The organism is Lentisalinibacter orientalis, from assembly GCF_040706535.1.
Classification (GTDB): Bacteria; Pseudomonadota; Gammaproteobacteria; order Steroidobacterales; family Woeseiaceae; genus Lentisalinibacter; species Lentisalinibacter orientalis.
Genome location: NZ_JAPDRJ010000002.1, coordinates 72,631 through 84,707 on the forward strand (window position 1 = coordinate 72,631; position 12,077 = coordinate 84,707).

The 12,077-nt window shown below is 67.5% G+C and carries 8 protein-coding genes; 4 read left to right on the forward strand and 4 right to left on the reverse strand.

The window, feature by feature from the left end; genetic code table 11:
- The first annotated feature begins 89 nt into the window (after positions 1 to 89).
- Both ACJMK0_RS10275 and ACJMK0_RS10280 read left to right on the forward strand, forming a co-directional pair.
- Positions 90 to 1,283, forward strand: coding sequence for an EAL domain-containing response regulator (locus ACJMK0_RS10275; protein ID WP_405238082.1), 1,194 nt, complete (start codon positions 90 to 92; stop codon positions 1,281 to 1,283).
- 105 nt (positions 1,284 to 1,388) lie between these two features.
- Positions 1,389 to 2,360: an alpha/beta hydrolase gene (locus tag ACJMK0_RS10280; RefSeq protein WP_405238084.1), complete on the forward strand. Its 972-nt coding sequence runs from the start codon at positions 1,389 to 1,391 to the stop codon at positions 2,358 to 2,360.
- Here ACJMK0_RS10280 and ACJMK0_RS10285 read toward each other — a convergent pair.
- Together ACJMK0_RS10285 and ACJMK0_RS10290 are read right to left on the reverse strand one after the other, a co-directional pair.
- Positions 2,333 to 3,382 (reverse strand): lysine-2,3-aminomutase-like protein, encoded by a 1,050-nt coding sequence (locus ACJMK0_RS10285; RefSeq protein ID WP_405238086.1) that lies wholly within the window; start codon positions 3,380 to 3,382, stop codon positions 2,333 to 2,335. The genes ACJMK0_RS10280 and ACJMK0_RS10285 overlap by 28 nt on opposite strands.
- A gap of 10 nt (positions 3,383 to 3,392) precedes the next feature.
- Positions 3,393 to 5,288 carry a TonB-dependent receptor domain-containing protein gene (locus ACJMK0_RS10290; RefSeq protein WP_405238088.1) on the reverse strand — a complete coding sequence of 632 codons (1,896 nt, stop codon included), beginning with the start codon at positions 5,286 to 5,288 and terminating at the stop codon, positions 3,393 to 3,395.
- Positions 5,289 to 5,413: 125 nt separating this feature from the next.
- Between ACJMK0_RS10290 and ACJMK0_RS10295 the strand changes: the two genes are divergently transcribed.
- Complete coding sequence (locus ACJMK0_RS10295) at positions 5,414 to 6,073, forward strand: SDR family oxidoreductase (RefSeq protein WP_405238090.1); 660 nt, start codon at positions 5,414 to 5,416, stop codon at positions 6,071 to 6,073.
- 248 nt (positions 6,074 to 6,321) lie between these two features.
- Here the strand turns inward: ACJMK0_RS10295 and ACJMK0_RS10300 are convergent, their stop codons facing one another.
- Positions 6,322 to 7,287: a ScyD/ScyE family protein gene (locus ACJMK0_RS10300; protein WP_405238092.1), complete on the reverse strand. Its 966-nt coding sequence runs from the start codon at positions 7,285 to 7,287 to the stop codon at positions 6,322 to 6,324.
- Between the two features lie 150 nt (positions 7,288 to 7,437).
- Here ACJMK0_RS10300 and ACJMK0_RS10305 point away from each other — a divergent pair, with 150 nt between their 5' ends.
- Complete coding sequence (locus ACJMK0_RS10305) at positions 7,438 to 9,297, forward strand: winged helix-turn-helix domain-containing protein (RefSeq protein WP_405238094.1); 1,860 nt, start codon at positions 7,438 to 7,440, stop codon at positions 9,295 to 9,297.
- A gap of 252 nt (positions 9,298 to 9,549) precedes the next feature.
- On the opposite strand, the gene ACJMK0_RS10310 is transcribed toward ACJMK0_RS10305, so the two are convergent.
- Positions 9,550 to 11,940 (reverse strand): tetratricopeptide repeat protein, encoded by a 2,391-nt coding sequence (locus ACJMK0_RS10310; protein ID WP_405238096.1) that lies wholly within the window; start codon positions 11,938 to 11,940, stop codon positions 9,550 to 9,552.
- Between the last annotated feature and the right edge of the window lie 137 nt (positions 11,941 to 12,077).

Consider the following 12,077-nt stretch of genomic DNA (forward strand, 5'->3'; position numbering starts at 1 on the left):
GTCCATAATCCCACCTGTAGCCCCGCCGGATTATGGCAAAGCACGGCCGCACCGCCGGCCGCCTGAGAGACAAGCAAGAGACAGGGACGATGGAGCCGACAGGCAAGCAACAGCCCAACCGTCTTCTGATCGTCGACGACGAGGACCAGATCTGCGCCGTCGTGGCGGCCGTGGCCGAGGAAGTCGGCTTTGCCGTGGCGGCCTGCGGCTCGGCGGACGAGTTCCGGCGTCTGTACGCCGAGGTGGACCCCACCGTGATCGTGCTAGACCTCAGCATCCGCGGCGGCGACGGCGTGGAACTGATGCGCTTCCTGGCCGAGCAGGAGTCGCGCGCCGGGGTCGTGCTGATGAGCGGCGCCGAGATGCGCACGCTCTCCGCCGCCGAGCGGGTGGGCGCCGCCAGCGGGCTGACCATGCTGGCCGCCATCCAGAAGCCCTTCGAGCCCGAGCCCTTCCGTGAGACACTCAGGAACGCCCGCGGGGCCACCGAACCGATTACCGCCGACGCCATCCGCGACGGCCTCGCCGCGGGCGAATTCACCGCCCACTACCTGCCGATCGCCCAGCACAAGGCGGACGGCAGCTGGCGCATCGCCTCGGTGGAGGCACTGGTGCGGTGGAAGCACCCCCAGCGCCAGGAGATCGTCTACCCCAGCGAGTTCATGCAGATCGCCGAGCACGCCGGTCTCGCCACCCACATCACCGACTTCGTGCTGCAGCGCTCCGTGGAACAGGCGCGGGTCTGGCACCAGAGCGGCGTCAGGATCGGCGTCGCCGTGAACTTCAACGTGGGCCTGCTCGCCGACCTGGAGGTGCCGGACCGCCTCGAACTCCTGATGCGCGAGTACGAACTGGACCCCCGCTACCTCACGCTGGAATTCACCGAGGTCGCGCCGCTGGAAGAGCCGCGCATGATGATCGACATCATGACGCGCCTCAGGCTGAAAGGCTTCCGCCTCTCGCTGGACGACTTCGGCACCGGCTATTCCTCCTTCACCCAGCTCACCCGCATGCCCTTCAACGAGGTGAAGCTCGACCGTTCGCTGATGGAAGACGTGCCCGGGCGGCCGGAGTCCGAGACCATCCTGCGGGCGCTGGTGCAGCTGGGTCAGACGCTGGGCATCACCGTCTGCGCCGAGGGCATCGACCGGGAGGATCTGCTGCAGTTCCTGAAGGACCTCGGCTGCAACCGGCTGCAGGGCCACCTCATCTCCCGCGCCCTCACCTCCGCCGAAATGCAGGAGTTCTATCACCGCTGGAACGGCGAGAGCCTGGCCGCCTGACCGGTCGACCTCGCGCCCCCTAATCCCCGTCCGTAGTCCCCGGAGCGCTGCAAGTCCCGCCGGACTGTGGTGGAATACGTGGCCTGGGGACAAATGGGGGATACCGTGAAGGAAGAAGCAAGGACGCTTTCGGGGACGGGCGGGCCTGACATACATCTCTACGTCTGGCATCCGGACGAGGACAGGAGCAACGGTGACGCCGTGCAGATCGTCCACGGGCTCGGCGAGCATGCGGGACGCTACCGGCGGCTGGCCGGCAGCCTGACCGACGCCGGCTATCTCGTGCTCGCCCACGACCAGCGCGGCCACGGGCGCACCGCCCAGCGCGGCGTCCCCGGCCACTTCGCCGACGAAGACGGCTGGGACAGGGTGGTTGAAGACGTCGAGCGGGTGCGCCGGGAGGCGAAGACGCTCAGGCCCGACGGCCGTCTGATACTGCTCGGCCACAGCATGGGTTCCTACGTCGCCCAGAGCTACGCGCTGCGTCACCCGGTGAACATGGATGCGCTGGTGCTGTCCGGCTCCACCTTCGCCTCCCGCGGCCAGCTGCGGATCTTCCGCATCGTCGCCGCTATCGAGAGGCTGCGTCAGGGCTCCACGGGCCGCAGCCGCCTGCTCGACAAGCTCAGCTTCGGCGCCTTCAACAAGGAGTTCCAGCCGGCACGCACCGACTTCGACTGGCTGTCAAGGGACGAGGCCGAAGTGGATGCCTACGTGACCGACCCGCTCTGCGGCGGCCAGTCCACCAACCAGCTCTGGCGCGATCTCACCGGCGGCCTGATGGAGATCTCCTCCGTCCCCGCCCTGCGCCAGCTGCCGGTCAGTCTGCCCGTCTACATCCTGGGCGGTGAGAAGGACCCGGTGGGCGGCGCGAAAGGCCTCACGCGGCTGCACGATGCCTACCGTGAAGCCGGCCTCATGGGCACCACCCTGCGGCTGTACCCGGAGGGTCGTCACGAGATGTTCAACGAGACCAACCGGGACGAGGTCACCGCCGACCTGCTGGCATGGCTGCGCGAGCCCTGGGAAGCACCGGCGGGTCAGGCGGATCAGTCCTCCGGGGGGTCTGCCGGATAACGGTGGACACCGCCCCGGTAGTCCCGCACCCGCCATTCTGACGTGGCCTCGTCGCGCTCGGCCCAGGACGGGCCCAGCGGCGACTTGCCCGCACCGCCGGGAATGTCCAGCACGTAGGCGGGCTGGCACAGCCCGGACACCCGGCCCCTGAGTTCCTGCATCAGCGCACGGCCGGCTTCGATGCCGGTGCGGAACCGCGCCGTGCCCGGGGCCAGATCACAGTGATGCAGGTAGTAGGGCCGCACCCGGTGCTCCACCAGCCGGCGGAACAGCCGCTCCAGCGTGTCGGCGTCGTCGTTCACGCCCCGCAGCAGCACCGACTGGCTCATCAGCGGAATGCCGGCATCGGCGAGACGGGCGCAGGCCGCCAGCGCCGGCTCGTCCAGCTCGTCCGGGTGATTCACGTGCAGCACCAGCCAGACCGTCTGCCGTGCCGCCCGCAGCGCGCCCACCAGCTCCGGTGTGATGCGCTCCGGTGCTGCCACCGGCACCCGGCTGTGCACGCGCAGGACGCGCACGTGTGCGGCAGTTGCGAGGCCGTCGACGATGCACCCGAGGCGCCGCGGCGAGAGGATGAGCGGGTCCCCGCCGCTCAGAATGACTTCCCAGACCCCCGTCTGCACGCGGATGTAGTCCAGCGCCGCCGCCAGTTCCTCCCGGCCGAGCAGGCCGGCGTCCGCCTGCCCCACGGTCTCCCGGCGGAAGCAGTAGCGGCAATACACCGGGCAGGTGGTGGTCGGCTGCAGCAGCAGGCGGTCCGGGTAACGGTGCACGATGCCCTTCACCGGGCTGTGGGCTTCGTCGCCGATGGGATCGGTCAGCTCGCCGTCGGCCGCGGTCAGCTCGTCGGGGGAAGGCAGGAACTGCAACGCCACGCCTTCCGAGCCCGCGGCGATGCGCCGCGCGACCGCCGGCGTGACGGCCACGGCGTAGCGTTCGGCCACGGCGCGCAGATCCGGCAGCGCCTCGGCGGCCACGAGACCGGCGCGGGCGAGATCGTCGGCACTGGTGAGTCTCGTCACGGCGGTGAACCTACCAGGAGTAGCGCGCCTGCAGGCTCACCTGCCGCCGAGGCGCCGGCGTGCCGGGGAACTCCTGGAAGTCACTGTTGGTGACGTTGTCGGCCACCAGGCTGAGGTCGAGCCCCGCCAGCGGCCGCCAGAACAGGGCGAGGGACGCGGCGAAGGCGTCGTCGGAGCCGGTGCGCAGCGGGTTGTCCGCCTGGCGGCGGAGCTCCGTATCCATCGCCAGCCGCCAGGCTGCGGCGAACTCGTACTCCAGTGCCACGGTCAGCCGCTGGCGGGCGTAGTTCAGCGCGTAGTAACTCGCGTCCACGGACGCAGTGCCGTAGTCGGCGTCCTTGTCCAGCCAGGCATAGCCGGCACGCAGCGTGAGCCGGGACCAGGCACGGGCGAGATAGAGTTCCGCGCCGAGCACGTCGATGTCCACGGGATTCGCCTGGCGCACGAAGGGCGCACCGGAGAGGAAGGTCCAGTCCACCAGGTCGTCGTCTTTGCGGCGGAACAGGGTGGCCTCGGCCCGCCAGCTCTCCGCGACGTGGGTATAGCCCAGCTCCAGGGTGCGGGCGGTCTCCCGGCCCAGCGCGGGATTGCCGCCGAACAGCCCGGCCGGCGGCGAGGCCAGCGCCGTATAGCCGGGCACCTGGGAGGTCTCCGCCCAGGACAGCCGCCAGGTGCGCTCGGCTGCCGCACTCTGCCGCCGCCAGGCAACGAAGGCGCTCGGCAGGAGCTCGCTGCCCTCCCGGTTGGTCCAGTCCAGCCGCGCGCCCAGCCCGAATTCGAGCTCGCCGGCGCCCGCCGGCCGGGTCATCGACGGCAGCAGCGCGGCGCTCGCATAACTGCGGCTCGCGAACGGCCCCTCCGTCAGGTCGGTGGAGCTGACCAGTTCGTCGGCGGTGGCCTGCAGGGAATAGCGCAGGTCCACCGCCGCGCCGTCCCGGCGGCCGTGCAACGCGATGCCGCCGGCGCGGGTCTCGTGATCGAAGGCGCCGGGCACGCCGGACTCCGCCGTGCGCCGGTCGAAGTCGTAGTCGTCCTCCAGGTTGCGATACCAGGCGCCCGCCTCCCACCAGCCGGTGCCCGCGGTTTCCTGGCGGTGGTTCAGCACGGCCAGCGTGGTCTGCGTGTGGTCGGTCTCCGGCAGGCTCGCAAAGCCCGTGTAGGCGCCGGGCCAGCCGTAGAACTTGTCCTGGTAGGCGAGCAGCAGATCGGTCTGGCCGCCCGCGCCGCTGCGCTGGGCACGGAAGGCGTAACGCTCGAAGTCGTGATCGCCGTTGTCCCGGCTGCCGTCGCCGCTGGAGCTGGCCACGGCAAGTTCGGCGCCGATGTGGTCGGCAGCCCGGAGCGCCGCGCGGGCGCTCACGAAACGCAGTCCGTCCGTGCCGAGGCCGGCGCCGGCATCGTAGCCCGGGTCCAGCGCCGCGAACCGGTAGCCGACCGTGGCCACCGTGGAGTTGAAGCCGCCCAGCGCGTTGTCCACGCCGGTGAGCAGCGCCGGCGGCGTGAGCATGGCGGGCGGTGCCGGCAGCTCGGCGAAGTAGTGTCCCGTCTGCGGGTCCAGCAGGTTGACGGCACCGAGCCGGAAACCGGTGTTCTCGAAAAGGCCGCCCCGCACGCTGACGTCCGCCTGACCCTCGGCCAGGCCCCGGGATTGCACGTCGATGCGCGGGTCGTAGCGCAGCGCCGTCACCGGCGAGGCGAAGGTGCTGGCCGGCGCCTCGAGTGCGACGCGCCGGGCGGTCACCAGGATGGTCTCCACCGTGGCGGAGCCGGCGGCGGCTCCGTCCGCGTCACCGGCGGTCCCCGCCGCGCCGGTCTCGTCACCCACCGCGCCGGCTGGCGGCGCGACGGCCAGCAGGCACAGCAGGGCGGCGGGCGCGGCGATCGGCGGTCCTAGTCTGGCTCTCATTCCGGCTTCCGGAGAAAAGCGACAGGGGATCACAGCCCCCGTTCCTGCGCAAGCGCCGGCGCATGTTAGTCTGATGGGCGCAGCGACAATTGATTGGACACCAGATCGAAGGAAAGGAGACCCGGATGGCCAGCATCCTGATCACCGGTGCAAACCGGGGTATCGGACTCGAACTCTGCCGTCAGCTGAAGGAGCGCGGCGACGACGTGATCGCCGTCTGCCGCAGCCCGAGCCCCGAGCTCGAGGAGCTCGGCGTGGAGATCATCGAGCACATCGATGTGGCCAGCGACGACAACGTGGAACAGTTGCGCTACGCGCTGGAAGGCCGCCAGATCGACGTGCTGATCAACAACGCCGGCATGCTCAGGCCCGACGACATCGACACCGTGCAGTACGACGACATGGTGAAGCTGTTCGAGGTGAATGCCCTCGGACCGCTGCGGGTCACCCGCGCACTGCTTCATAACCTGCAGGAAGGCTCGAAGGTGGCGATCGTCTCGAGCCGCGTGGGCTCCGTCGGCGACAACGGCTCCGGCAACAACTACGCCTACCGCACCTCCAAGGCCGCCGTGAACATGGTGGGCAAGAACCTGAGCCACGACCTCAAGCCCCGCGGCATCCCGGTGGCGCTCCTGCACCCCGGCATGGTCGCCACCGACATGACCGGCGGCCGGGGCATCCCGCCGGAGAAAGCGGCTGCCGGCCTCATCCAGCGCATCGACGAGCTGAACCTGGACAACACCGGCAGCTTCTGGCACGCCGAAGGCGAAGAACTACCCTGGTAGGAGACGGGTAGGAGCGGCTTCAGCCGCGACCGCCGCGCACGCTAACCGCGAAAACACTCGTCGGGCCTGAAGGCTGCTACAGGCTTGTCGGGCCTGAAGGCCCTCCTACAGTGGAGCCGAAGGCCGGGAGGCGGCTACCCCTCTGATACCTCCGCCGGCCTTCGCCGGCGCGGTTCCGGTCTGGGGAGACGGGATGTACGGGTAGCTTCGCGGCAGCCGCCTTCCGGGATACTGCATTCGGCGGCCGATCAGCGGCGGAAGGGCGGGCTCGCGATGTCTTCGATACGCACGATCTCGCCGGGCAAGGTGACGACGTAGGCATCGTTCCCGATGATCTCGAGAGAGGTCGGCCGGTCGATGCCATCGGCCACGAGTCTCAGTGAGCCGTCGTCGTTGATCTCCCACAGCGCCCCGTCGTTCTCGATGGCCGGAGAACCCGGAAACTGACCATTCCACTCGCCTTGCGAGAGCGCGAACATGCTGCGGCCACGGCCGGACTCGACGTCGAGCAACAGGCGTGCACCGGAGGCCTCGAGCTGCACGCTTTCGGACTTGGGATGGAAAGAGACGACCCGGCCGTCTTCCGGTTCATGCGGCGCCGGGCCGGTCAGTGCCAGGAAGACCGTGCGTCCCAGCACCTCCATCCCCGTCGGCACCACATTGTCGAAAGCCCGGAACTCGCTGATCTCACCATCCTGGCTTACCCAAAGGACGCGGTTGTGATGCGCCTCGGATACCAGCAGGCCACCCCGGTAGGGCTCGATGGACCACTGCACGCCCGTGGGAATATCCCATGGGGTTTCGGACGGATTGGCCAGCGTGTAGGCGCCGATGTCCGCGATGACCGTGTAACTGCTCGGTCCGTCGATCCGGTATATGCCGTCGACTGCGCCGCTGAACAGGCTTACCAGTGTGACCAGGACGTAACCCGTGTCGCCGATGAACGCGACGTCGGCAGCCCCACCCACTCCGATTACGGACGGCGGGAGACCGTCGGCAAACAAGGTGACGGCGCCGGTGGCCGGATCTACCCGTGATACCCGGCCCAAGAGGCCCTCGGTTACGTAAATGTCACCGCCGGGGCCGACCGTGCTGCCGGCTGCTCCCTGCAACCCGGTCACGAACTGCGCATGGCCGGTGAGTGGCACGGCAACGGCGACCGCGAGCACGGCCAGAGCAGTCAGTGTTGCCGGAATTCTTTTCTTTATGGGCATAATGCTTCTCCCCCCGTTGTTGGTCCAGGAACGAGCGACGCTACCGCGGCCGCGCCCGCCGGGTAACGAACAAGCGGCGAAAGATCGGCTAATTTGCAGCTATGTTTGTGCGAAAATCGACCACAGGCGGCCATTGGGGGCAGCGCGAGCGTGAACAGCGCCAGGACATCCGGCGAACGCGGCTACGTCTTCCGCGAATTCTTCTTCGACGTTGAAGGCCATTCGCTCCTGAAGGACGGGGAGGAGGTCGCGCTGCGGCCGCGCAGTTTCCGGGTCCTGCACCACCTGCTCGCCAACCACGGTCGGCTGGTGACCCGTGACGAACTCATGCAGGCGGTGTGGGGTGACACCGTGGTCACCGAAGGCTCTCTGACCCAGTGCATCATCGACATCCGGCGCGCCATCGGCGACACGGGCCAGCAGATGATCCGCACGGTGCCAAGGGAGGGCTACGTATTCGACGTACCGGTGACCGAGCCGCCGCGCGAGGCACCCGAATCCGGGGCACCCGTTCGAACGCGACTGAGGGCGCCGGCAATGCTGGCTATGACCGCAATCATCGGTGTGGCTGCCCTGCTCGCCTGGCGCCTGGCGGACCACGGCAGCGGCGGCGTCGATGCGCCGGGGCCTCCGCCGGCCAGGAGCATCGCCGTGCTACCTTTCACCGACATGAGCCCCGATGGCAACCGCCAGTATTTCGCCGACGGACTGTCCGAAGAGATCCTGAACCGGCTCGCCCAGGTACGGGAACTCAAGGTCATCGCGCGCACCTCCTCTTTCTCCCTCAGAGACAGGCCGGATCTCGACGCGGTTGCCATCGGCCGGCTGCTGAATGTGTCCTACCTCCTCGAAGGCAGCGTCCGGCACTCCGGGGACCGCCTCCGGGTGACCGCCCAGCTGATCGAAACCGGCGGCGGCACGCATCTCTGGTCCGAGTCGTACGATGGGGGGCCCGGCGATGCGCTGGAGGTGCAGGCCCGGATCGCCGGATCCGTTGCCGGAGCGATGCGGGTCGCGCTGGACGAGTCGGGTGGCGCCGGGCCGCCGGGGCAACCGCTCCCCGCCGCCTACGACGCCTACGCGCGCGGTCACTATCTGCATACCCGGCGTAAACCCGGCGACCTGCAACGGGCGAAGGAACTCTATCTGGAGGCGACAAGTCTGGATGCGGATTACGCCCAACCGTGGGCCGGACTCGCCGGCCTCTACATGCTGGACTTGAGCGATCGCGAGGAGGATTACGATGCCGTACTGGAGCTCATGGGAAATGCGGCCCGGACTGCAATCAGCCTGGACCCGACTCTGGCGGAGGCCCATGCCCGGCTAGGCCGGTTCCATTCGCTCTCCGGCAACCAGGAACTGGCCATGCAGCACCTGGAGCGGGCTCAAGAACTGAACCCGAACAGCCCACTGGTCATCGGGCTGCAGGCGGGCCGGGCAGGTCTGGAGGGCCGTTACGAGGATGCGGTGGCACTGCAGCGCCGCGCGGTCGAGGTCGACCCGCTGAGCTATGTCAATCGATACAACATGGTGGGCTTTCTGCTGATTGCCGGTCGCTACGACGAGGCGGAGGCGGAGCTGATCGAGCTGAACACACTGCGGGGCGACGATTCCAATGCTTCGGTCCTTCGCTTTCAGATCTACCTGTTGCAGGGACGCCTCGAGGAGGCACGTGCCGTCCTGGGGGGAGGAATGCCTCCTCCTCGGGAGCAGCAGAGCCTGGCGTTTCTCCACGCCGCCACCGGCGACGCGGACGGGGCCGATGCCGCAATGCAGGAGCTGAGGGAGCAGGAGACGCCCGAAGCCGCATTGCTGCTCGCCGAGGTCCATGCCCATCGCGGCGAGTACGGTCCGGCCCTGCGCTGGCTGGAGACCAGTTATCGGCGTCTCGGTCCGACACCCACTGCAACCGCGCTGACAGAGTGGTATTTCGATGCGCGCTTCTCGCCGTTTCTGAAGAACCTGCGCGACGAACCCGGCGCGCGGCCGTACCTTGTCGACGACTTCTGACTGCTGCTAGCCCGTAAGCTGCAACGTTTAGTGTACAAGTGGGCGCCCTGCCGATCCGTGATCATCGCCATGTAAGCGGCGACCTCGTCCCCGTCGTGCCTGAACGTGACGAAGGGCGAACCGCCCTGGGTGTCCTGGTTATCCGCCGTCAGTCGAACAGCGCCCCGTAGAAACTCGTCGCCTTCACAACGTCCCTCGCCATCAGATACGTCCAGCTGATCGAAGCGTGTCATGCGGAAGGTCTCCACAGGGTCAGCGAGCGTCCGCAGCCCGAGCCGACTCGAGTTCGGCCCGCGCCTCATCATCTCGCCCGAGACGCGTCAGAATCTCGGCGAGCGCATTGTGGGCAGCGGCGTTGGGACGGCGTTCGATCAGTGCGCGATAGGTGGCCACGGCCTCCTCCAGCTTGCCCTCCCGCACGAGGACGGCAGCCAGCTGTTCGTACGCTCTCGCAGCCGCGGGATCCAGAGCGATCGCCGCGCGCAGACTGGCCGCACTCTCATCGAACCTGTCCTGTCGGAACAACACCATGCCCATGGCAATGTGCACCTGAGCGGAGGGGTCGCTATCCAATACGATGCGCAGGTGCTTCTCGGCCCCTGCCAACTCGCCGATGCCGGCAAGCGCGCCCGCCAGATTGTAGTGCGCCGCATTGAAATCGGGCTCGAGCGCTATTGCCCCCCGATACGCTTCGATGGCCTCTTCGAGGAGCCCCTGACGCGCCAGCACGAAGCCCAGATCATTGTAGATGGCCGGCTGCGGCTCGATGGCCAGCGATTCCCGGTAATGTGCCTCGGCCAGCTCGAGCTCGCCGATATCGACCGCAGCGAGCGCCATATTGTTATGTGCCTTCCAGTGCTGCGGATCGACCGCCAGCGCACGCTCCAGCACCGGGACCGCCTCCTCGCTCCTGCCCATCTGGAACAGCGAGAAGCCGGTGGCGTTCAGGAGCTCCACGTTGTCGGGTTCGATCTCGAGACCACGACGGTACGCCTTGACCGCGGCCGCATAATTGCCGGTGCGCTCGTTCGCCATTCCGGCGCGCAGGAAGGAATAGGCGTCGAGAAACCGTTCCCTGATCTCGGCGATGGCATCGGCAGGCAGCGGCACGAACTCCGGAATATTGGCGGCCCCGTAAGTGCCGGTGAAGCGGTCCAGCACGACCGGTGGGGTGGATTCACCCTGCTCGTCGATGTGCGTGAGAAAGAGCTGTGTATAGGGGGTATTCGCTTTCGAAGAGAACACCAGCCAGTGCCCGTTCGAAGAGAAACTGTGCCAGGAATTCATGCGCGGCGTATTCGCGCGCAGCCGACGAGCTTCGCCCCCGGCCGCCGGGATGATGAACAGCTCGCTGTCCGGCATCAGCAGCATGTAGTTCTCCGCCTGCGTGAACACGATCCATTTGCCGTCGGGCGAGAACTCGGCGAAGAAATTGCTCCTGCCGTTGTGCGAAGCGCCCTCTATCGGCTCCGCCTTGCCACCGCGCCCTTCATTGAACGGCACCCGGTACAGGTCGAACTTGAACGGTTCCTTGTCCTCGATGAATTCCGGGACGTCGTGCTCGTCCAGAAGGACACCGCTGGCGCGCTCGATCGCCTCCTTCCGGTATGCCCTGGTGCGGGCAAAGACTATCCACTTGCCGTCCGGGCTCCAGGTCGGGTTGCTCTGCACGTACTCGGGGTCGTCTGCGCCCGGTAGCGGCGTGTAGGTACCGGTCTGCCTGTCGTAGACCACGAGGATGCCCTTGATCGGGAAAAAGAGCTGCGAGAACTCGATCCCCGGCGTCGCCACGAACACCGCCCGGTCCTTTACCGTGCTGACGACGTAGCGACCGTCCGGAGAAACCTGGGAGAGAAGGCCGAAGGTCGCCTCGCCGTCCTCTCGCTTGTAATCACTCCAAGTGATGATCTTCTCATCGTTCAGGACCATCTCCCGGTCTACCGGGAGGATCGCGTAACCGCCCTTGTCGTTGCCGTAGTCGACGTCGAGGCCCAGTACCCCGCCGTCACCGGAAAAGGAATGGCAGTTGCCGCATACCGGCAGATCCTCGAGTACGACGGGCGGCTGCTCCACGGAGCCGACGGAGCCGTAGCGCCAGCGTATCCGCGACGGATCCTGGACTGCCTCGATGAACGGCAGTGGGACTTCGCGATAGAAGATCGAATCGCCTACCGAATGGACAGAGGTACGCATTCGGATGCTGGCTGCCGATACAACGGTACCCTGTGCATCCATGCCGACGACTGCCAGCTCCGCATCGTTGTCGCTGGATCGCCGTTTGATTTCCGTCCAGTCTTCCTCCGCCGGCCGCCACTGCGTGTCCGCGGCCGCAAAATCCAGCGCGTCTCCTTGATCGCCGAAGCGGAGCAGGACACGCCACCGGGCAACGCCTTCGGTCTCGTCACGCCAGACCACCGCGGGTGCGGCGATGTCGGGCGGAAAGAGTGTTTCGTCGAGGGGGTAGTCGATCGCCAGGCGACCGGCGGGTGCCTCGGGGAACTCGACGGCGGGAGTATCGACCCCGCGCTGACAGGCGGACAGCGCCAGCAGCGCCGCCAGCAATCCGACCCGGGCCCAGCCCATGCGAATGGGCCGAGACGCGGAAAGCCGCAGGTAGCGATGGCCGGCCGGCACGGGATTCATTGAAGCACTACCTGAGTAATCCTTTGCAAGTGATGGGGCAGTGCTCACGGGAAGCTCTTTTCGTGACCGGCTGAAATCAGTGTGGTTGATCGTTTTTTTCAAGTCAATTCAGTGGCCCTGCACGAGAAGCGAGCCCG

Coding starts and splice junctions, on each gene's coding strand:
- ACJMK0_RS10295 (WP_405238090.1), top strand. CDS start 5,414: ATGGCCAGCATCCTGATCACCGGTGCAAACCGGGGTATCGGACTCGAA.
- ACJMK0_RS10300 (WP_405238092.1), bottom strand. CDS start 7,287: ATGCCCATAAAGAAAAGAATTCCGGCAACACTGACTGCTCTGGCCGTG.
- ACJMK0_RS10275 (WP_405238082.1), top strand. CDS start 90: ATGGAGCCGACAGGCAAGCAACAGCCCAACCGTCTTCTGATCGTCGAC.
- ACJMK0_RS10310 (WP_405238096.1), bottom strand. CDS start 11,940: ATGAATCCCGTGCCGGCCGGCCATCGCTACCTGCGGCTTTCCGCGTCT.
- ACJMK0_RS10290 (WP_405238088.1), bottom strand. CDS start 5,288: ATGAGAGCCAGACTAGGACCGCCGATCGCCGCGCCCGCCGCCCTGCTG.